Annotated in this window: 23 protein-coding genes; 9 read left to right on the top strand and 14 right to left on the bottom strand. The window is 71.2% G+C overall.

Annotation, left to right across the window (positions count from 1 at the left end):
* Positions 1–85 precede the first annotated feature (85 nt).
* The 5 genes from C464_RS08980 (at position 86) to C464_RS08960 (ending at position 3,334) form a co-directional block, all read left to right on the top strand.
* Positions 86–826 carry a metal ABC transporter ATP-binding protein gene (locus C464_RS08980; protein ID WP_006113368.1) on the top strand — a complete coding sequence of 247 codons (741 nt, stop codon included), beginning with the start codon at positions 86–88 and terminating at the stop codon, positions 824–826.
* On the top strand, positions 826–1,902 hold the full coding sequence (locus tag C464_RS08975) for a metal ABC transporter permease (RefSeq protein WP_006113367.1): 1,077 nt from the start codon (positions 826–828) through the stop codon (positions 1,900–1,902). The genes C464_RS08980 and C464_RS08975 overlap by 1 nt, the downstream gene beginning before the upstream one ends.
* Positions 1,903–1,986: 84 nt before the next feature.
* Positions 1,987–2,271 (top strand): DUF7545 family protein, encoded by a 285-nt coding sequence (locus C464_RS08970; RefSeq protein ID WP_006113366.1) that lies wholly within the window; start codon positions 1,987–1,989, stop codon positions 2,269–2,271.
* Between the two features lie 78 nt (positions 2,272–2,349).
* Positions 2,350–2,793 carry a thioredoxin domain-containing protein gene (locus tag C464_RS08965; protein ID WP_006113365.1) on the top strand — a complete coding sequence of 148 codons (444 nt, stop codon included), beginning with the start codon at positions 2,350–2,352 and terminating at the stop codon, positions 2,791–2,793.
* Between the two features lie 37 nt (positions 2,794–2,830).
* A complete protein-coding gene (locus C464_RS08960; RefSeq protein ID WP_006113364.1) occupies positions 2,831–3,334 on the top strand; it encodes a GIY-YIG nuclease family protein in 504 nt (167 codons plus the stop codon).
* 16 nt (positions 3,335–3,350) lie between these two features.
* Here the strand turns inward: C464_RS08960 and C464_RS08955 are convergent, their stop codons facing one another.
* From C464_RS08955 to C464_RS08945, 3 genes are all read right to left on the bottom strand, one after another.
* Positions 3,351–3,833, bottom strand: coding sequence for an acyl-CoA thioesterase (locus C464_RS08955; protein ID WP_006113363.1), 483 nt, complete (start codon positions 3,831–3,833; stop codon positions 3,351–3,353).
* An 87-nt stretch (positions 3,834–3,920) separates the two neighbouring features.
* Positions 3,921–4,379: a bifunctional nuclease family protein gene (locus C464_RS08950; RefSeq protein WP_006113362.1), complete on the bottom strand. Its 459-nt coding sequence runs from the start codon at positions 4,377–4,379 to the stop codon at positions 3,921–3,923.
* An 86-nt stretch (positions 4,380–4,465) separates the two neighbouring features.
* Positions 4,466–5,146 (bottom strand): ArsR/SmtB family transcription factor, encoded by a 681-nt coding sequence (locus C464_RS08945; RefSeq protein ID WP_049910999.1) that lies wholly within the window; start codon positions 5,144–5,146, stop codon positions 4,466–4,468.
* Between the two features lie 123 nt (positions 5,147–5,269).
* On the opposite strand from C464_RS08945, the gene C464_RS08940 reads away from it, so the two are divergent.
* From C464_RS08940 to C464_RS19230, 4 genes are all read left to right on the top strand, one after another.
* Entirely contained in the window at positions 5,270–7,042 is a 1,773-nt protein-coding gene (locus C464_RS08940) for a TraB/GumN family protein (protein ID WP_006113360.1), read from the top strand.
* Complete coding sequence (locus C464_RS08935) at positions 7,039–7,713, top strand: metalloprotease (protein WP_006113359.1); 675 nt, start codon at positions 7,039–7,041, stop codon at positions 7,711–7,713. The genes C464_RS08940 and C464_RS08935 overlap by 4 nt, the downstream gene beginning before the upstream one ends.
* Before the next feature lie 82 nt (positions 7,714–7,795).
* A complete protein-coding gene (gene purM, locus C464_RS08930) occupies positions 7,796–8,842 on the top strand; it encodes a phosphoribosylformylglycinamidine cyclo-ligase (RefSeq protein ID WP_006113358.1) in 1,047 nt (348 codons plus the stop codon).
* A gap of 105 nt (positions 8,843–8,947) precedes the next feature.
* Complete coding sequence (locus C464_RS19230; protein WP_006113357.1) at positions 8,948–9,121, top strand: hypothetical protein; 174 nt, start codon at positions 8,948–8,950, stop codon at positions 9,119–9,121.
* A gap of 19 nt (positions 9,122–9,140) precedes the next feature.
* Here the strand turns inward: C464_RS19230 and C464_RS08925 are convergent, their stop codons facing one another.
* The 11 genes from C464_RS08925 to C464_RS08875 all read right to left on the bottom strand — a co-directional run bounded on the left by C464_RS08925 (position 9,141) and on the right by C464_RS08875 (position 20,425).
* Entirely contained in the window at positions 9,141–9,680 is a 540-nt protein-coding gene (locus tag C464_RS08925) for a CBS domain-containing protein (RefSeq protein WP_006113356.1), read from the bottom strand.
* Between the two features lie 116 nt (positions 9,681–9,796).
* A complete protein-coding gene (locus C464_RS08920; protein ID WP_006113355.1) occupies positions 9,797–10,168 on the bottom strand; it encodes a DUF555 domain-containing protein in 372 nt (123 codons plus the stop codon).
* Between the two features lie 95 nt (positions 10,169–10,263).
* Positions 10,264–11,262 (bottom strand): isocitrate/isopropylmalate family dehydrogenase, encoded by a 999-nt coding sequence (locus C464_RS08915; protein ID WP_006113354.1) that lies wholly within the window; start codon positions 11,260–11,262, stop codon positions 10,264–10,266.
* Between the two features lie 5 nt (positions 11,263–11,267).
* Positions 11,268–11,891: a 3-isopropylmalate dehydratase small subunit gene (leuD, locus tag C464_RS08910; protein WP_006113353.1), complete on the bottom strand. Its 624-nt coding sequence runs from the start codon at positions 11,889–11,891 to the stop codon at positions 11,268–11,270.
* Positions 11,891–13,351, bottom strand: a complete 1,461-nt coding sequence (gene leuC, locus C464_RS08905) for a 3-isopropylmalate dehydratase large subunit (protein ID WP_006113352.1) — start codon at positions 13,349–13,351, stop codon at positions 11,891–11,893. The genes leuD and leuC overlap by 1 nt, the downstream gene beginning before the upstream one ends.
* Before the next feature lie 58 nt (positions 13,352–13,409).
* Positions 13,410–14,471 carry a ketol-acid reductoisomerase gene (gene ilvC / locus C464_RS08900; RefSeq protein ID WP_006113351.1) on the bottom strand — a complete coding sequence of 354 codons (1,062 nt, stop codon included), beginning with the start codon at positions 14,469–14,471 and terminating at the stop codon, positions 13,410–13,412.
* A gap of 22 nt (positions 14,472–14,493) precedes the next feature.
* The gene (gene ilvN, locus C464_RS08895; protein WP_006113350.1) at positions 14,494–15,192 is read right to left on the bottom strand and encodes an acetolactate synthase small subunit; all 699 of its coding nucleotides are present in this window, start codon (positions 15,190–15,192) and stop codon (positions 14,494–14,496) included.
* On the bottom strand, positions 15,189–16,994 hold the full coding sequence (gene ilvB / locus C464_RS08890; RefSeq protein ID WP_006113349.1) for a biosynthetic-type acetolactate synthase large subunit: 1,806 nt from the start codon (positions 16,992–16,994) through the stop codon (positions 15,189–15,191). The genes ilvN and ilvB overlap by 4 nt, the downstream gene beginning before the upstream one ends.
* A gap of 376 nt (positions 16,995–17,370) precedes the next feature.
* A complete protein-coding gene (locus tag C464_RS08885; protein ID WP_449404381.1) occupies positions 17,371–18,552 on the bottom strand; it encodes a LeuA family protein in 1,182 nt (393 codons plus the stop codon).
* A 336-nt stretch (positions 18,553–18,888) separates the two neighbouring features.
* Positions 18,889–19,641, bottom strand: a complete 753-nt coding sequence (locus C464_RS08880; protein WP_006113347.1) for an ABC transporter ATP-binding protein — start codon at positions 19,639–19,641, stop codon at positions 18,889–18,891.
* On the bottom strand, positions 19,625–20,425 hold the full coding sequence (locus C464_RS08875; protein ID WP_006113346.1) for an ABC transporter permease: 801 nt from the start codon (positions 20,423–20,425) through the stop codon (positions 19,625–19,627). The genes C464_RS08880 and C464_RS08875 overlap by 17 nt, the downstream gene beginning before the upstream one ends.
* Position 20,426 lies beyond the last annotated feature (1 nt).

Genomic DNA, 20,426 nt, shown 5'->3' with positions numbered 1-20,426 from the left:
CACCGCCCGCCGGGGCGGGGGAGCGTCGGCGCGACGGCGGAGTAAAAGAGCTAAACGTGCGGCCGGTCCAAGTGAGGCACACGCAGTGACCGCAATCGTCGACCTCGACGGCGTGACGTTCTCCTACGGCGACACCGTCGCCGTGAGCGACGTCTCTCTCACGGTCGAGGAAGGGGACTTCCTCGGGCTCGTCGGACCGAACGGCTCCGGGAAGACCACGCTGCTCCACCTCATGCTCGGCCTCCACGAGCCCGACGCGGGCTCCGTCGAGCTGTTCGGCCGGCCGGTCGACGAGTTCGACGACGGCGGGCGGATCGGCTACGTCTCGCAGAAGGCGACGAGCCGCGGCGGCGCGATGCCCGTCACCGTCCGCGAGTGCGTCACGATGGGCCGGTTCGCGCACGCCGGGCGGGGACGGCTCTCCGAGGCCGACCGCGCCGCCGTCGCCGACGCCGTCGAGACCGTCGGGATCGGCGACCTCGCCGACCGCCTCGTCTCGGAGCTGTCGGGCGGACAGAAACAGCGGGCGTACATCGCGCGAGCCCTCGCGAGCGACGCGGACCTGCTGGCGCTCGACGAGCCGACGGTCGGCGTCGACGCCGAGTCCCGCGACGCGTTCTACGCGCTCCTCGACGAGCTCAACGACGACGGGATCACGGTCATCCTCATCGAACACGACATCGGCGTCGTCACCGACCGCGCGAACCGCATCGCCTGTATCAACACGGAGCTGTACCACCACGGGGACACGGAGTCGTTCGTCGAGAGCGACGCCCTCGGGGAGGCGTACGGCGCGACCGGACAGGTCGTCCACCACCACCACTGATGAGCGGAGACACCCCGACCGACGACGACAGGGGCCGCCCGCGCTCGGACCGCGTCGGCCGGGGGCGCGGGCTCCGCCGGACCGCGGAGCTCGCCGGGATCGGCCTCACCGGCGTCGTCGCGGCGGTCATGCTCTCGTTCCTCCTCCTCTACTGGGCGCAGGACCTCCCGGTGGCGAGCGAGCTGTACGCCGCGTTCCGCTCGGTCGGGCGCGCGATGGACGCCGCGTTCGGGACGAACGTCTTCCGACACCCGATCATGTGGCAGTCGATGGCGGTGGGCGTGCTCGTCGGCGTGGTCGCGCCGCTCGTCGGCTCCTTCCTCGTTCACCGCGAGATGGCGCTGATCGGCGAGACGCTCGCCCACACCGCGTTCGCCGGGGTGGCGGTCGGCATCCTCGTCACCTCCTCGACGGGGTGGAACGGCTCGCTGCTGCTCGTGGCGCTCGCGGTCGGCATCCTCGGGGCGCTCGGGGTCCAGTGGCTCACGGAGCGGACCGACGCCTACGGCGACGTCCCCATCGCGATCATGCTCAGCGGGAGCTTCGCGGTCGGGACCCTGATCATCAGCTACGGCGACGGGCTCACCGGCGTCAACATTCAGGGGTACCTGTTCGGCAACCTCGCGGTGGTCACGCCGGACGGCGCGCGCCTGATGGGAGCGCTGTCGATCGTCGTCGTCGCGGCCGTGGCGCTGACGTACAAGCAGCTCCTCTTCATCACCTTCGACGAGCAGGCCGCGCGGGTCGCGCAGCTGAACGTCACCGGCTACAACACCCTGCTCGTGGTGTTGACCGCGGTCGTCGTCGTCGGCGCGATGCAGGTCCTCGGCGTCATCCTCGTCGCCGCGATGCTGGTCGTCCCCGTCGCGGCCGCCTCGCAGGTCGCGCGGAGCTTCCGCGAGACGATGTACCTCGCGGTGATCTTCGGCCAGCTGTCGGTGATCGGCGGCTTCGCCGTCTCGATCGGACTCGGCCTCCCGTCCGGGGGCTCGATCGTCGTCACGGCCATCGCGGTGTACCTCGCGACCATCGTCGGCTCCGGCTCCTCGATAAAGGCCATCTCGGCGCACGGGTGAGCCGAGCCGCTGCGCGTTCCGGCTCGTGGCCCGGCTCGCGTCCGGTTTCCACAGACCCTTATGTCGCGGCCGCGACTGACCGCTATGGGAGACACCGAGACCTACACGGTCACCGGCCCCGACGGTGACGAAGAGTCGTTCGAACTGCCCGCCGGCCTCGTCGACGTGCTCAGCGAGCAGGGCGAGCCCGCGACCGCCGTCGTCTCCGACGTCGTCGTCCAGGCGATGGCCCAGCAGGCGCACGTGATCGTCCACCACAGCGAGGGCGACGTGCCCGAGGACATCGCGGAGATGAACGAGACGGCCGCGGAGCTGTTCGAGGAGCGGTTCGGGCAGTCGCTCGAAGACGCGCTCGGCCACTCGCACTGAGCGGGCTCGCCCCGTCGCGTCCACCGATTCGGCCCGTTCGGCCGGCCGCTTAAGCCGGTCGAGTTCGTATCTATGGCTATGTCTACCGATCCGGACGGCGCGGCGGCTCCGGTGTTGATCTTCGACGGCGACTGCCCGTACTGCTCGGTCGCGGCGGTCGCGCTCCGGCGGCTCGACGGCGTCGTCGCGGTCCCGTGGGAGGCCGACCCGGTCGGCCCGTTCCTCGACGCCCAGTTCGGCTCGCGCCCGTTCGCGATGGTGCTCGTCGATCCCGCCGAGCGGCGGGTGTACGCCGGGCGGTCGGCCGCCGAAGAGCTGGCGAACCGCGCCGGGACGCCCGGGATCGTCGGCGGGCTCGTCCGCGACAACTACGACCGGATCGCCGACGTCGTCGGGGCGCTGTCGGGCCGCGGCCGCGACCCGGCGGACGTCCACGACACCTACCGGCTCGACGACGACGCCGGCGACTTGGTCGGCTCGCTCCGGTCGGCCGCCGCCGAAGCGCCGACCGCGCTGTCGTGATCGAGGTCGCCGCAGACTCCGTCTGCGGGGTCGATCGATGAGCGACGCCGTCGGCGGCAGCTACACCCTCGTCGTCGACCTCGCGGCCGACGCGACGCTGTCGGCCGGCGCGCTCGGCGAGCACCGCCTCCCGGCCGGCGCGTACGCGTACACGGGGAGTGCGCTGGGCGCGGGCGGCTTCGCCCGGGTCGACAGACACCGCCGGACCGCGCGCGGCGACCACGACGTCCGCCACTGGCACGTCGACTCCCTGCTCGGCCACCCGGCGGCGCGGATCGATCGCGTCGTGCGGAGCGCGGGCGTCGACGTCGAGTGTCAGGTCGCACAGCGCCTGCCCGCGGGGCCGGTCGACCGGTTCGGCGCGTCCGACTGCGACTGCCCGAGCCACCTCGCAGGCGGGGGCCGGTACGGGGGCGACGGCGACCCCGACGACGCGCTCACCTCGCTCGCGGAGCGCGCGCTGGCGGCGCACGAGGCGGCGGTCGCGGCGTCGGGCGACCGGGACGCCGTCGTCGAGGTCGTCTCCGGGTCCGACGGGTGAGTCGCCGACGCTCCGCTCAGAGGTCGTAGCGGTCGACGACCTGCCGCAGCTGTTCCTCCCGTCCCTCCATGGCGTCGTCGCGGAGCGCCGCCTCGTCCTCGGTCGGGCACTCCAGGTCGGGGACCGGCGTCGGGCGACCGGCGTCGTCGAGCGCGACGAAGGTGAAGTAAGAGGTCGTCGTCCGGCGCGTCTCGTCCGTGCGGGGGTTCTCCGCGCGCACGTCGACCTTCACGTCGACGCTCGTCCGCCCGGTGTTGAACACGTACCCCTCGATGATGGCGACCTCGCCCATCTCGATCGGCGCGATGAAGTCGACGTGGTCCATCGAGGCGGTGACCACCTGTCGGTTCGAGAACCGCATGCCGGCGATCGCGCCGCAGATGTCCATCCAGTGTAACACGGCACCCCCGAGCGCGCGACCGAGGTTGTTCGTATCGTTCGGCAGCAACATCTCCGTCATCTCGGTGTGCGAGGAGGCGAGCGTGGCCGTCTCGTCCATGCCCGTCGTGAGAGGTGCGACGACTTGAACGGCGGGCTTCGTCGGCGGCGCGGGGGACGGAGCTGTCGCCGCCGGCGCGGAGCGGCCTCAGCGCCCTCCGGACCGGTCGTCGTCTTCGCCGAACCGGACGGAGTCCGGCGGTCGGCCCGCCTCGTCGACCACCTCGTCGGTGACGACGATCGGGCAGTCGACGCGCACCGCGAGCGCGAGCGCGTCCGAGGGGCGGGCGTCGAAGACGAATCCCTCCGGCTCGCCGTCGTCGTAGCGCTCGGCGTCGACCTTGGCGTAGAAGGTGCCGTCGTGGAGGTCGTCGACGCGGACGCGGTCGATGGCCCCGCCGAACTCGGTGAGGATACTCACGAGCAGGTCGTGGGTGAGCGGTCGGTCGAACGGTTCGCCCTCCAGCGCCATCCCGATCGAACGGGCCTGGTCGCCGCTGACGAAGATCGGCACGTACTCGCCGCGCGCGGACAGGATCACCGCCGGGACGTCGCCGCTCGGCGCAGAGCCCGCCCCGACCCCGACGACCTCGGCCTCGTGTTCCATACGTGAACGTGGTGACGGCGGCTTGAATAGCTGTCCCACGCGCGGGCCGTTCCGCTCGGGTCGCGCCCGCCCCCCCCCGGCGCTTGCTAGTTCGACGCGCGGTACCAGTACGCCCACGCCAGCGTGAACACGAGCGCGGCGGCGACGAAGAAGACGACGCCCGGTTCGACGAGCGAGACGGCGTACTCAGCGAGCGGGTCGCCGACGAGTTCGACCGCCCCGTCCGCGCCGTCGGCGGCGGCGTTCTGGTCCGGGGCGCTCTCTATCGTCGGCCCGTCGGTGGTGGCCGTCCCCGCGTCGCCGCCGCCGGAGCGCGGGTCGGCGAGCGAGCCGACCGCGAGGAGGCGTTGCGCCGCGACCGCCGCGAGGCCGATCAGCCCGTAGCCGCCGAGCAGACGCATGAGCGCCGTCTTGAGTCCGGTCGGCTCCTCGGAGCCGCCCGAGAACAGCACGAGCGGCTCGTCCGCGGCGGCGTACACGTCCATCTCGCGGCCCTTCTCGGAGTAGGCGGTGTCGACGACGTCGACGAGGTCGGCCTCGTCGAGCCGCGAGAGGTGATACTGGACGTTCTGGAGCGAGGTGTCGACCTCCTCGGCGAGTTCCGACTTGGTGGCCGGTCGGTCGTGGAGCGTCGAGAGGATCGTCCGCGCGGTCTCCGAGCCGAGGGCGGCGATGAGGTCGTCGGCCTCGTCGTCGTCCACGCCGACGACCCGCGGCTCGCGCTCCTCGGGGGACGCGTCCGGCAAGGAGGGCAACAGCCGGGACATACGGTACCGTGTGAAGCGTGAGGATACAAACCTGTTGGATCGTTGGGGACGGTTCGTCGCCCCGCGGGAGGGAGCCGGGACCGACGCACAAACCCTAAACGCGGTGGCCGAGTACGACGGGTGATGACAGAGACGTCACGGGGGCGCGACGAGGCGTCCCCGTCGACCGACGGACCCTCGCGGACCGACGGCGGCGACCTCGACCGGGAGCCGCGCGCCGCCGCCGGCGAGGGGAGCGTCACGGTCGTCGGGACCGCACACGTGTCGGAGCGCTCCGTCGACGAGGTCGAGGAGACGATCGAGCGGGAGCGCCCCGACGTCGTCGCCGTCGAACTCGACGAGGGCCGCTACCGCCAGATGAACGGCGAGACGCCCGACGACCTCGACGCCGGCGACCTGCTCAGGGGGAACACCGTGTTCCAGTTCCTGGCGTACTGGATGCTCTCGTACGTCCAGACGCAGCTCGGCGAGCGCTTCGACATCGAGCCGGGGGCGGACATGAAAGCCGCCGTCGACCTCGCCGAGTCGCTCGGCATCGACGTCGCCCTCGTCGACCGCGACATCCAGACCACGATCCAGCGCTTCTGGGCCCGCATGACGGTCACGGAGAAGCTCAGGCTCGTCGGCGGGCTCGCGTTCGGCGTCAGCGACCCGCGGGTCGCCGGCGTGGTCGGCGGGCTCATCGTCGGGATCCTCGCCGGCCCGGCGATCGGCCTCTTCGGCGGCGCGGTCGGGATCACCGACGCCGTGCTGACGAGCGTCGCCGCGGGAGTCCTCGTCGCGCTCGTCGTCGGCATCGTCGTCGACCAGGTCAGCGCGCTCGCGCTCTCGCCGGACCAGCGACTCTACGCCGGGGTCGGCACCGGGCTCGCCGCCGGCATCGCCGCCGGGATCACCGGGGTCGCGAACGGGCCCGTGTCGACGTACCTCGGCGGCTTCCCGGTGGCGGCGATCGGCGGCTTCGGGATCGGTATCGGGCTCGGACTGGTCGTCGGCGCGGTCCTCGCGGTCGCGGTCGGCGCGCTCGCCGGCGGCGAGCCGGAGACCGAGGCCGGCGGGATCGCGGAGCTCGACGAGGCCGACCTCACCGACACCGACGTGGTGTCGATGATGATGGAGGAGTTCCGGCAGTTCTCCCCGGGCGGCGCGGAGGCGCTCATCGACGAGCGCGACGCGTTCATCGCCCACCGACTCGTCGCGCTCCGCGAGGCCGGACACGACGTGGTCGCCGTCGTCGGGGCCGGCCACCGGGCCGGGATCGAGGGCTACCTCGCCCGTCCGACGACGCTCCCGCCGATGGAGACCCTTGTCGGCGAGGAGTCCGGCCGGGGACTCCCGTGGAAGAAGGCGATCGGCTACGCGATCACGGTCGGCTTCGTCGGCTTCTTCCTCCTCTTGGCGCTGGGCGGCGCCGGCAACGCGTTCCTGCTGCGACTGTTCGGCGCGTGGTTCGTGATCAACGGCGTCTTCGCGTTCGCCTTCGCGAAGGTGGCGGGGGCGCGCTGGCTCTCCGCGGGCGTCGGCGGGGCGGTCGCGTGGATGACCTCGATCAACCCGCTGCTCGCGCCCGGCTGGTTCACCGGCTACGTCGAACTCCGGAGCCTCACGGTCAACGTGGCCGACATCGGCGCGCTCAACGACCTGCTCGGCGACGAGACGCGGTCGGTGACGGATCTGGTGTCCGCGATGCTCGACGTCCCGCTGTTCCGGCTCATCGTCGTCGTCGCGATGACGAACGTCGGCAGCATCGTCGCGAGCTTCCTCTTCGCGGCGTACGTGATCCCGGCGATGTTCGGGGCCGAGGTCGGCGGCGTCGACGAGGTCGGCCGACTGCTCGTCGAGGGCGCGCTCAACGGCGCTGACCTCGTCCGCGGGGCCGTGGGGGGACTCGCATGAGCGGCGGCGCGACCTTCTCCGGACGCCGGATCGGCGGGCTCTACTTCAGCGGGGCCGAGCTCCGCGACCTGCTCGTCGCGTGGCTCGCGCTCGGCGTGGCGTTCACCCTGTTCTTCGTCGGCGGCTCGGGGGGAATCGGCCGGATCGTCGCCGCCGGCGTGTTCCCGCCCCTGTTCGTCGCGCTCGCCACCGCCGGGGTCGGCTTCCTCCTCCACGAGGTGGCACACAAGGTCGTCGCGGTCCACTACGATCAGGTCGCGGAGTTCCGCGCGGACAACAGCATGCTGTTTCTGGCCGTGATGAGCTCGCTCCTCGGATTCATCTTCGCCGCGCCGGGGGCGGTTCACCACCGCGGCCGGCTGACGCCGCGCGAACACGGGCACATCGCGCTCGGCGGCCCCGTCGTGAACCTCGGGCTGATGGCGGTTTTCCTCCCGCTGTTCGCGCTCGGCGGCGTCCTGGGCAGCCAGATCGTCACGGTCCTCGGCGCGCGCGGCATCGCGATCAACGCGTTCCTCGCGGCGTTCAACCTGATCCCGTACGGCCCCCTCGACGGGAAGACGGTGATGGGGTGGAGCAAGCCGGTCTGGGCGGCCGTCTTCGTCCCGTCCGTGCTGCTCGCCGTCGGACTCGTCTTCGTCGTCGGCCTCGGCTTCGGCGGCCCGTTCTGAGCCGCGAGCCGGTGACCGCCGCGTGCCCGGCGGCCCCGCCCGGAACGGTGCGTTTTTGCTCCGCCGGCGTGGCTCCACACACATGTCCGAGGGCGACGGGAGCGACGACGGGGCACCGGACGGCGACGACGAACTCACCTACGCGGACGCGGGCGTCGACATCGACGCGAGCGAGGCCGCCACCGCCGCGCTGATCGGCGCGGTCGGCTCGGACCCGGAGGCGGACGACGACGCGAGCGACTACGCCGGCCTCCTCGACATCGGCGACCGCTACCTCGCGCTCGCGACCGACGGCGTCGGGACGAAGCTCCTCGTCGCGGAGGCGCTCGGCGACTACTCCACGGTGGGGATCGACTGTATCGCGATGAACGTCAACGACCTCGTGGCGGCCGGGGTCCGCCCGGTCGCGTTCGTCGACTACCTCGCCGTCGACGAGCCGGACGAGGCGTTCGCCGAGCAGGTCGGCGAGGGGCTCGCCCGCGGTGCCGACCTGGCGGACATCGAACTCGTCGGCGGCGAGACGGCGGTGATGCCGGAGGTGGTCCGCGGGCTCGACCTCGCGGGGACCTGCGCCGGCCTCGCCGCGAAGGACGGCGTGTTCGACGGCCGCGCCGAGCCCGGCGACGCGCTCGTCGGCTGGCGCTCGTCGGGGATCCACTCCAACGGGCTCACGCTGGCGCGCGAGGCGGTCACGCGCGACCACGCCTACGCGGACCCCTGCCCGTTCGGCGACTACGAGACGCTCGGCGACGCGCTGCTCGAACCGACCGCGATATACACCGACCTGCTCGACCCGATGCGCGAGCACGGCGTCCGCGGCGCGGCCCACGTGACGGGCGGCGGCTGGACGAACCTCGACCGTCTCGGCGACCGCCGCTACGTCGTCGAGGACGCGTTCGACCCGCAGTCAGTCTTCGAGTTCGTTCAGTCGGAAGGGAACGTCTCCGACGAGGAGATGTATCGCACGTTCAACATGGGGACCGGGTTCGTGGCCGCGGTCGACCCGGACGCGGCCGAGTCGCTGGCGACCGCGACCGACGGCCGCGTGATCGGTCGCGTCGAGGAGGGCGCGACGGACGCCGGAGCCGACGGCGGGGCGAGCATCGCGATCCGCGGGCTAGAGCTGTAGGCGACCGCGTCCGAGATAGCGGCGAGGGTTGCTGCCGCCGCGGAGTGTCGGCGGTCCGTTCCGTCGACTGACCCGTTATGCCCGACGGCGGTCTAGGTTTGGATAATGACAGACGGGGCCGCGACGGAGGACGAGGAACGCGACGCCGAGGCCGAGGCCGACGGCCCCGAAGGGGACGGCGAGGAGGACACGGACGAGTCGGCGCACGTCGCCGACGTGCCCGACGGGGCGGGCTGTACGGAGATTTGGGAGCGGCTCTCAGAGCGGCGGGAGGAGTGAGCGTCGGTCCGCGGCCCGGTCAGGAGAGCTGCGCCGCGATGTCGGCCTCGGTGATGATCCCGACCGTCTCGCCGCCGTCGGTGACCATCACGGCCTTGTAGTGGTCGAGGAGGTTGCGGACCTCGTCGACGGTCGCCGACGGCGCAACCGTTGGGAACGACTCACTCATCACCTCGCTGACGGGGTGGTCACCGACGTTCTCGCCGGCGTGGACGACGTCCCCTTGGCTGATCGAGCCGACGGGCACACCTTTTTGAAGGACGGGGAGCTGCGAGTACGCCTCCGCCTCCATCAGCTCGACGGCCCCGCTGACGGCGTCGTCCGGCGCGACGCTGATCACGGTCTCGTTCATCAGGTCGCTCGCGCGCACGACCTCGCCCTCCGCCTGCTGGAGGGCGTTGACGATGCGGCGCAGCGTCGAGAGCCGCGGGTCGACGTCGCCGCCCTCGATCCGCGCGATGAGGGGCTGGGAGACGTCCGCGGCGTCGGCGAGCTCGCTCTGGGTCAGGTCCAGCGCGGTCCGTCGCTCGCGGAGGTCCTGTGGCGTCGGCAGTTCCATACCGGCTAATTACTTAGGGTTATTAGAAAAGCTTTCGGCACCGACCGGGACCGCGGTCCCGGGCCGCACGCGCGTCGTCTCGACGCCGGCGTCCCCGCGACGGGCGCGTCCCCGGCTTACCGCTCCGGCTCCTCGTCCTCGTCGGCGTCGGTCTCGAAGACATCGATGACTTCGAGGGGGACGTCGCGGAGCGCGCCGCCGACCTCGCTCTTCGCGATCCGCTCGGCGTGCTCCTCGCTGTCGGCGTTGAACACGTCGATCTCCAAGAGGAGCCCCACGAGGGCCGTGTTCGCCGCGAGGAACGCGGCGTCGAACGGCTCGCCGCAGGCCGGACAGCCGGTGACGCCGGGCTCGACCTCGACGTACTGCTTGTCCGTCTCGTTGAGTCGCTTGCCGGCTTCGCTGACCGCGACGCCGATGGCGTCGTCGGTCTCCTCGACGTCACGGACCAACCAGGCGGCTTCCATCGCGACTTCGTAGTTGCTCATACGCGGTCGGAGGGGCCGCAGGGTTTCTTGTCTTGTGATTTGGCCGCGGTCGAAAACGAGCGGCCCCGCAGGGTGATCCGCGGTCGAGACGCCCCCTACAGGCGGTCGACGATCGCCGCGGTGACCTCGTCGGTCGTCGCCGAGCCGCCGAGGTCGCCGGTGCGCGGGCCGTCCGAGAGGACGCCCTCGACCGCGTCGCGGACCAGTCGCCCCTCCTCGACGTGGCCGAGGTGTTCGAGCAGCATGGCCGCCGAGAGGACCGCCGCGGTCGGGTTAGCGACCCCCTCGCCCGCGATGTCCGGCGCGGTCCCGTGGACCGGCTCGAACAGGCCGTTGTCGTGACCGACGTTCGCCGACGGGAGCAGGCCGAGCCCGCCGACGAGCCCGGCCGCGAGGTCGGAGAGCACGTCGCCCGCGAGGTTCGGGCAGACGATCACGCCGTACTGGCCCGGGTCGAGCGGGAGCTTCGTCGCGAACGCGTCCATCAGCTCCTCGTCCGCGTCGACGCCGCGCTCGTCGGCGACCGCCGCGACCGCGTCGCGGAACCGGCCGTCCGTCTCGCGCATCACGTTCGCCTTGTGGGCGATCGTGAACCCCTCGTCCGGGTCCCCGGCGGGCCCGCGGCCGTCCTCGACGAAGTCGCAGGCGTACTCGGCCAACTCGCGCGAGGCCGACGAGGTGACGACGCGCGTCAGCGTCGAGAGGTCCCCGCTGAGCCGGTCTTCGTGGCCCGCGTAGACGCCCTCGGTGTTCTCGCGGAGGAACACCACGTCGGTCTCCGGCCGGAGCGCGTCGACGCCGGGGAACGCCTTCGCGGGCCGGACGTTGACGAACGAGTCCACCGCCTCGCGCAGCGGGAGGATCACGTCGGCGGCCGTCTCGCCCGCCGCGCCGAACAGCGTCGCGTCCGCGTCGGCGACCAGGTCGTACGTCTCGTCGGGGAGCGCCTCGCCGGTCGCGTCCTTCGTGGCGTCCCCGGCCTCCGCGGCGACGAACTCGAAGTCTGGGCCGACCGACTCCAACACGTCGACGGCGGCCGGCACGACCTCGCGGCCGATGCCGTCGCCCTCGATGACGACTATCTCGTCCGTCATCCGGCTCAGTCGTCCCCCTCGACGTACGGCAGGTCGGCGACCGTCTCGTCGACCTTGCTCCGGTTCGAGTACATCAGCGCGGTCGTGTCCCAGATCCCCTCGACCAAGGCCTCGCGCATCGCGTCGTCGACGTCGACGTCGATGACGGTGTCGCCGTAGGTGACCGTCTCCCCTTCGACGTCGATGTCGATGTGGCCGTCGGGGTTCGCCTCGATCCACTCCTGTAGCTCCACCACGGTCTCGTGGTCCGCGGTGACCGCGGGGATGCCGAGCGACTTGCAGTTGTCGCGGAAGATCTCCGCGTACGACTCGCCGACGACGCCGTCGACGCCCCACCGCATCATCGCCTGCGGCGCGTGTTCCCGGGAGGAGCCGCAACCGAAGTTGGAGTTGACGACGGCGATCGACGCGCCCTCGAAGCGGTTGAGCGGGTGGTCGTTGAACTCCCCGTCCTCGTCGCGCCGGGCGTCGTAGAAGAGGTAGTCCGCCATGTTGTCGAACGTGACCTCCTTCATGAACTGCGCCGGCAGGATCTGGTCGGTGTCGACGTCGTCGCCCGGGATCGGGACGCCCGTACCGGAGACCTCGGTGATGTGTTGATCCGTGCTCGCGTCGGCGTCGGGGGCCATCAGTCCGCCACCTCCTCGACGCCGCCCGCGCCGCCGGTCGGCCCGTCGTCCAAGTAGTCGCGCGCGTCGACGACCTCGCCCTCGACGGCCGCGGCCGCGACCATCGCGGGACTCATCAGCACGGTCCGGCCGTCCTTCGAGCCCTGCCGCCCGACGAAGTTGCGGTTCGACGAGGAGGCGCACACCTCGCCGGCGTCGAGCCGGTCGTCGTTCATCGCGAGACACATCGAGCAGCCGGCGCGCCGCCACTGGAAGCCGGCCTCGATGAACGTCTGGTCGATGCCCTCCGCCTCGCACTGCGCGCGGACCGTCTCCGAGCCGGGCACGGCGAGCGCGCGCACGTCCTCATCGACGCTGTGGTTCTCCAGGATCCGCGCGGCCTCCCGGAAGTCGGAGAGGCGCCCGTTCGTACAGGTGCCGAGGAACGCCACGTCGACGTCGTAGCCGAGCATCGACTGCCCGGGATCGACCTCCATGTGGTCGATCGCCTTCTCGGCGGCCTCCCGGTCGGTCCGCTCGTCGAAGTCGTCCGGATGCGGCACCGGCTCGTCGATCTCGACGACCTGTCCGGGGTTGATCCCCCACGTGACCAGCGGGTCGAGCCCGTCCGCGTCGACCGTGACCACGTCGTCGTACTCGGCGTCGTCGTCGGAGGCGACCGACTCCCAGTACCGCTTCCGCTCCTCGAACGCCTCGCCCTCGGGGACGTACTCGCGGCCCCGCAGGTACTCGTAGGTCGTCTCGTCGGGGTTGACGTACCCGGCGCGCGCGCCGCCCTCGATCGACATGTTACAGACGGCGAGCCGCCCCTCCATGTCGAGCGCCTCGATGGCGGGGCCACCGTACTCGTACACGTGGCCGACCCCGCCGTCGACACCGAGGTCCTTGATCACTTTCATGATCACGTCCTTCGCGTAGACGCCCTCGCCGAGTTCGCCCTCGACCTCGATCCGGCGGACTTTCTGCTTGTCGGCCGCGATACAGCCCGTCGCGAGCACGTCGCGGATCTGGCTCGTGCCGATTCCCACGCCGATGGAGCCGAACGCGCCGTGGGTCGCCGTGTGGCTGTCGCCGCACGCGACCGTCATCCCGGGCTGCGAGAGCCCCAGTTCGGGCGCGACGACGTGCGTGATCCCCTGCTTGCCCGAGTCGAAGCCGAAGAAGGTGATCCCGCTCTCGCTCGTGTTGCGTTCGAGCGCCGACAGCATCTCCTCGGCCTGGTCGTCGGCCAGCGGGCGCTCGCGCTTGTCGGCCTCCGTCGGCGCGATGTGGTCGGTGGTCGCGAACGTCTGGTCCGGGTACGCGACGTCGAGGTCGCGCTCGCGGAGCATGCCGAACGCCTGCGGGCTCGTCACCTCGTGGACGAGGTGGAGCCCGATGAACAGCTGGTCCTGTCCGTTCGGGAGCTCCGTCACCTTGTGGCGCTCCCACACCTTGTCGTACAGCGTCCCCTCGCTCATCGGGCGTCACCCCGGGCCGCCGCGCCGTCTGAAGACCGACCGCCCACCGCTACGCCCATCAGGCGGTCACCTCGGCGCTCTCCTCTTCCTCGTCGCTCTCGCTCGACTCCTCCCACGCGAAGAGGCCGCGGAGCTCCTCGCCGACGGCCTCGATCTCGTGGTTCTTCTCCGCCTCGCGGAGCTGGGTGTACGAGGGCCGTCCCGCCTGGTTCTCCGCGATCCACTCGCGGGCGAACTGACCGTTCTGGACCTTCTCAAGCACCGCTTCCATGTTCTCGCGGGCGTGCTCGTCGACGACCACGTCGCCCTGCGTGAGCCCGCCGTACTCGGCGGTGTCGGAGACCGAGTCCCACATGCCGCCGAGCCCGTCCTCGTACATCAGGTCGACGATGAGTTTGAGCTCGTTGAGGCACTCGAAGTACGCCATCTCGGGGGAGTAGCCCGCGTCGACGAGCGTCTCGTAGCCCTGTTTCACCAGCGAGGTGACGCCGCCACAGAGGACGGCCTGCTCGCCGAACAGGTCGGTCTCGGTCTCCTCGCGGAACGACGTCTCGACGACGCCGGCGCGGGTACAGCCGATCGCGGCCGCGTACGCCAGCCCCTGGTCGTGGGCGTCGCCGGTCGCGTCCTGATACACCGCCAGCAGCCCGGGGGTCCCCTCGTCGTTCTCGTAGTTGCGGCGCACGAGGTGGCCCGGCGACTTCGGCGCGACCATCGTCACGTCGACGTCTTCCGGCGGCTGGATCTGGTTGTAGTGGATGTTGAACCCGTGCGCGAACTGGAGCGTGTCGCCGGCGTCGAGGTTCGGTTCGATCGCGTTCTCGTACACGTCCGGCTGGACCGTGTCGGGGACGAGGACGCTCACCACGTCCGCCTCGGCGACCGCGTCCGCGGGGGTCTCGACGCGGAGCCCGTCGCCCTCCGCGGCGGCCCGCGAGGAACTGCTCTCGCGGAGGCCGACGATCACGTCGACCCCGCTGTCGGCGAGGTTCTGCGCGTGGGCGTGGCCCTGCGAGCCGTAGCCGAGGACGGCCACCGTCTCGTGGGCGATGGCCTCCTCGTCGGCGTCGGCGTCGTAGTATACTGTCGAGTCGAACGTCTGGGTGTCGTCTTCGGTCATGTGTTTGGTGGAAATCCGCGTGTCAGTCGTCGTGCGTGGTCGGTTCGCCGGCCGTTCCGGGTTTCTCTCCTGGGGCCGTCGGCGTGTTGCCGCGGGCGAGGGCGGTCGGCCCGGTCCGCGCGATCTCGACGATGCCGAACCGGTCGAAGGCCCCGAGCGCGTCGTCGATGCTGCGCTTGTCGCCGGTGAGTTCGACGGTGATCGTCTCCGGGCCGGCGTCGACCGTCCGGCCGTCGTACATCTCGGAGACGGCGTGGACCGCGGCGGGGTCGTCGGCCTCGACCTTCAGCAGGACGAGCTCCGAGGTGACCGCGTCGCCGGCGACCTCGCCGACCGAGATGACCGGCTTCAGCTTCGCCATCTGCTTCTCGATCTGGTCGATGCCCGAGTCCGTCTCCTCGACGACCATCGTGATCCGCGAGTGCCCGTCGACGGTCGTCGGCCCGACCGTCAGGCTCTCGATGTTGAACTGTCGTCGAGAGACGAGCCCGGAGACGCGCGCGAGCACGCCCGGTTCGTCCTCCACGAGCGCCGAGATGACGGCGCGCCGCGACTCCTGTTCCGCCTCGACGACGGGGTCGATTCGGATCCCTTCGAGGTTCCGCCGCCCCGCGGGGTGCTCGCGCTCCTCGGGGCCGGGCTGCTCGCCGGGGAGCGGTCGGGAGTCCGCCTCGGGGGTCGTGCGCGACTCGCCGTCGACGCCGGGGGCGTCGCCGCTCATAGCTGGTCCTCCGCGGCCGCGAACTTCCCGTTCGCGCCGCCGCTCGGCACCATCGGCAGGACGTTCTCCTCGGGGTCGACGTGGAAGTCGATCACGGCGGGGCCCTCGTACTCCAGCGCCTCCTCGACCGCGGGCGCGACCTCGTCGTAGTCGTCGACCCGCAGCCCCAGCGCGCCGAACGCCTCCGCGAGCTTGTCGAACTCGGGCATCCACGTGTAGTCGGAGGCCATGTGTCGGCCCTCGTAGAACGCGTCCTGCCACTGTCTGACCATCCCGATGTACTCGTTGTTGAGCACGGCGATCGTGATGTCCAACTCCTCGCGGACCGCGACCGACAGCTCCTGCATCGTCATCAGGAAGGAGCCGTCCCCGTCGAAGCACACCACGTCGCGGTCCTCCTCGCCCATCGTGTCGGCCGCGACGCGCGCGCCGACCGCGGCCGGCACGCCGTACCCCATCGTGCCGAGCCCGTGCGAGGAGACCCACGTTCGGGGCTCCGTGTACGTCCAGAACTGCGAGGCCCACATCTGGTGTTGGCCGACGCCCGTGGTGACGACGGTGTCGTCGTCCGTCGCCTCGTCGAACGCCTCGACGACGAACTGGGGTTTCAGCGGCTCGTCGTCCGGGGTCGCGTACGTCATCGGGTAGGTCTCCTTCCACTCCTCACAGCGGTCGCGCCACGCCTCGGCGTCGGGCGCGTCGCGGACCGCGGCGGTCAGCTGGTCCAAGACGCGTCCGGCGTCGCCGACGAGCGGGTAGTCGGCGTGGACGTTCTTGCTGATCTCCGCGGGGTCGATGTCGACGTGGATCACCTCGGCCTCGGGCGCGAACGTGTCGATGCCGCCCGTGAGGCGGTCGTCGAACCGCGTGCCGACCGCGATCAGACAGTCGGTGTGCGTGATCGCCAGGTTCGCGTAGCCGGTGCCGTGCATGCCGCCCCACGACAGACAGAGGTCGTCGTCCTCGGGGAACGAGCCGATCCCCGGCATCGTCGTCGTCACCGGGATGCCGTAGCTCCGCGCGAAGGTCCGCGCCTCGGCGCTCGCGTCGGCCTTGATGACGCCGCCGCCGAACAGACAGACGGGGCGCTCGGCGGCCTCGATGGCGCGCGCCGCCTCCTCGACCGCCTCCGGGTCGGCGTTCGGGTCCGGGTCGGTCCCCGCCGGCGGCGTCGCCGGGCCGGGCGTCCGGTCGGTCTCGTCCTGCGTGACGTCCTTCGGGAGGTCGACCAGCGTCGGCCCGGGCCGTCCGGCCCGCGACAGCTCGAACGCCTCGCCGACCGTGTCGCCGACGGTGTCGGCTCCGCCGGCGAAGTAGTTGTGCTTCGTGATGGGGCGCGTGACGCCGACCGTGTCGGTCTCCTGGAACGCGTCGTTCCCGACGAACTCCGTGGGGACCTGCCCGGTGAGCGCCAGCATCGCGTCCGAGTCCATGTCGGCGTCGGCGATGCCCGTGACGAGGTTGGTCGCGCCCGGTCCGGAAGTGGCCATACAGAGCCCCGGCTCGCCGGCGACGACGCCGTACGCGTCGGCGGCGTGTGCCGCGCCCTGCTCGTGGGCCATCGTCACGTGCCGGATCGACGAGTCGTACAGCGCGTCGTAGACGGGCATGATCGCGCCGCCCTGAACGCCGAAGGCGGTCTTCGCGCCCGCGGCTTCGAGGGCGGCGACGACCGACTCGGCCCCGGTCGAGACGGGTCCCGCGGTCTGGTTCTCGTCGGGGTCGGTCGGATCGTCGGTCGCGGTCGACGAGTCGGCCGACTCGTCTCCGTCGGATCGCGGCTGTGCTGCTGTGTCGCTCATTGTCGTGGTGGTGTGCGGTGTGGCATCTGGCGGGTTGTCGTGTCGGTCGCTGCGAGCGCCGGACGGACGAGGCCGCGCCGCGCCCGCGGTGATCGCGGTTGCGCGGGGCGAGAACGGCTCGGCCGCCGGCGTTCGGCGGTGCGTCGCGTCGGTGAAGAAGGGGTAGTGTAGGGGGTTATACCCCTACGATGATCGGCGCGACGGCTCCGGGAACGGCGGCGCGTTCCGCGAGCGTGGTGTGCCGTCGCATCTCGCTCGAAGCAACGTATCCGGGGTATAAATCCCTGTCGGGAGTCCGGAGCCGGCCCGCGATCGGTCGCCGTCGGCGACCGCGAGCGCGGTCGCTCGGGGGGCGTTCCGGTCGGGGAGGCGGCCATCAGACCCGGACCTCCTCCTCGCGCGTGACGTCCGCCTCCTCGGCGAACCGCTCGACGTCGCCCGCGGTCACCTGCCGCTTGCCGGAACCGTACTCCTTGACCCGCTTCGTGATCGTCCGGACCTCGCCGTCCGTCGGGTCGAAGCCGGCTTCCACCAGGTGCTTGCGCACGCTGTGCGTGCCGGTGTGTTTGCCCAGGACGAACTCGCGTTCGGCCCCGACCATCTCCGGGGTCATCACGCCGGTCTCGAACGTGTCGCTGTTCTCGATGACGCCGGCGGCGTGAATGCCGGACTCGTGGGCGAACGCGTTCCGCCCCGTGATCGGCTTGTTCGCCGGTACCGGGATGTCCGAGGCCTCCTCGACGATCCGGGCCAGCTTGGTGATCTGGGTCGTGTCGATGCCGGTGTCGACGCCGTACACCGATTCGACGGCCATGACGACCTCTTCGTAGGCGGCGTTGCCGGCGCGCTCGCCGATGCCGTTGACCGACACCTGCGCCTGCTCCGCGCCGTTCTCGAAGCCCGTGACCGCGTTGGCCGCGGCCATCCCGAAGTCGTCGTGGGTGTGGACGTCGACGCGGGCGTCGGTCGCCTCGACGACGGCGCTCACCGTCTCGCCGAAGCTGGTCGGCATCCCGACGCCGCAGGTGTCGGGGATGTTGATCCAGTCGGTGCCGGCCTCGGAGACGGCCTCGACGATGTCCACCAGGTAGTCCGGGTCCGTCCGGGTGGCGTCCATCGGCGAGAACATACACTCGACGCCGGCGTCTTTCACCTTCTCGACGGCGTCGACCGCGCGTCCCTTCGCCTCCTCGCGGGTCGCGTGCATCGAGTCCTCCAGCTGAACGTCGCTGGTGGAGACGAACACGTGGACCATCTCGACGCCGGAGTCGATGGCGGCGTCGATGTCGCCGTCGACGACCCGGGCCAGTCCGCAGACGGTGGTGTCCGTCGCGGCGGCGATGTCGCTGACGGCCTCGAACTCCGCGTCCGAGTTGACCGGGAACCCCGCCTCGATGACGTGGGTGTTCATGTCGTCCAGCGTCGCCGCTATGCGGCGTTTCTCGTCGTAGCTGAACGACGTCCGTGGTGACTGTTCTCCGTCTCGCAGGGTCGTGTCGAAGATCCTGACAGGACCGATTTCGACGTTAGAAGCTATCGTGCCCTGGAAGAACTCGATCCGCCGGGGTGTCCGACGAAGCCTCCGTGATGTCTGTCATCGATTCACGACAAGACGGTCGGGTACTTAACGGTTTGGACGATCGCAAAATCGGAGCGGACCGGCAGTTCGGACGTGTTCGACGGGTTGCGAGAAAACCGCATGACGGCACCGGTGTCAATACACCTTAAGGAAGTTATACGCACACCGATGATCCGGCGTGTATTCCGATCCGGAAGCCGGTTAATAAGCCGGATCGACGTTCGTTTCGTTCGGTAGCCTGCCGGCGCGCGACGCGTGCTGGCTATTCGCACTGGTGGAACGGGGACGTATCGCGTCGGCGGGATCGGCCCGGCGCTACCGCCCGAGCGCGTCCGTCACCTCGCGCCGGAGCGCGACGAGGTCGGGGTCCGCCCGCTCGCGGGGGCGCTCGACGTCGACGTCGACGACCGACGCCACCGTCCCGGGCTGGCCGTCGAGGACGACGACGCGGTCCGCGAGGTAGACGGCCTCCTCGACGTCGTGGGTGACGAGGACGACCGTCGTCCCGCGCCGTTCCCACACGTCGAGCAGGTGGTCCTGCTGGTCGGCCTTCGTCAGCCGGTCGAGCGCCGAGAACGGCTCGTCGAGCAGCAGCACGGCGGGGTCGTACGCCAGCCCGCGCGCCAGCGACACGCGTTGGGCCATCCCGCCGGAGAGCTCGTCCGGGCGGCTGTCGGCGAACCCGTCGAGCCCGACCGTCTCGATCAGGTCGTCGACGCGGTCGCGGGCCGCCGGACGCTCGGGGTCGACGTCGGCCGGGAGCCCGACGGCGACGTTCTCGCGCACGTCCGCCCAGCCGAGCAGCCGCGGCTCCTGGAACACCATCCCGACGTCGTCGCTGCCGCCCGCCCTGACGTCCGTGCCGCCGACGGCGACGCGGCCGTCGAACTGCGCTTCGAGCCCCGAGAGGACGCGGAGCAGCGTCGACTTCCCGCACCCGGAGGGGCCGACGACCGCGACGAACTCGCCGTCCGCGACCGCGAGGTCGACGCCGTCGAGCGCGACCGTCTCGCCGTACCGCTTCCGGAGGTCGTCGACCGCCAGGACGGGATCAGCGTCCGACGACACGGTCTCTCACCCCCTTGGCCGCGACGTCCGAGCAGTTGCCGAGGAAGGCGAACAGCAGGATCGACCCCACGATGATGTCGGGTCGCGCGAGGGTCCGCCCGTCGCTCAGCAGGAACCCGATCCCCTGGCTCGCCGCGATCAGCTCGGCGGCGACGACGAACATCCACGCCAGCCCGATCCCGCCGCGGATCCCGACGAGCAGGTCCGGGAGCGCGGCCGGGAACACGACCCGGCGCAGCGACTCGACGCGCCCGAGGTCGTACACCTCAGCGACCTCCAGGAGGTCCTCGTCGACCGCGGCGATACCGGTCGAGAGGTTGAGGTACACCGGGAAGAACGCGCCGACGGCGATGAGCAGCACCTTCGCGGTCTCGCCGATGCCGAACCAGAGGAGGAACAGCGGCACCCACGCCAGCGACGGGATGTTCTTCAGGCTCTGGAGCAGCGGGTCGAGGAGGTCGCTCGCGGTCCGCGAGAGCCCGGTGACGGTCCCGAACGCGGTGCCGGCGACGATGCCGAGGCCCGCGCCCAGCGCCACCCGTCGGAGCGTGACGGCGACGTGGCCCCACAGCTCGCCGGAGGCGGCCATCCCGGAGAGCGTCTCCGCCACCCGCAGCGGGGTCGGAAGCTGGTACGCCGCGACGGTGCCGGTCGCGACGACGAGGTGCCAGACGACGACGAGCGCGGCGGGAACGAGCAGCCCGAGGAGCGGTCGGAAGCGCTCCGCCGAGGGGAGCGCGACCGGACCGATCGTTCGCGGCTCGGTTCGCGTGTCGGCGGCCATC

Origin of the sequence: Halorubrum coriense DSM 10284 (assembly GCF_000337035.1) — an archaeon.
Taxonomy (GTDB): Archaea; Halobacteriota; Halobacteria; order Halobacteriales; family Haloferacaceae; genus Halorubrum; species Halorubrum coriense.
This window is presented reverse-complemented; position numbering and strand designations above follow the sequence as displayed.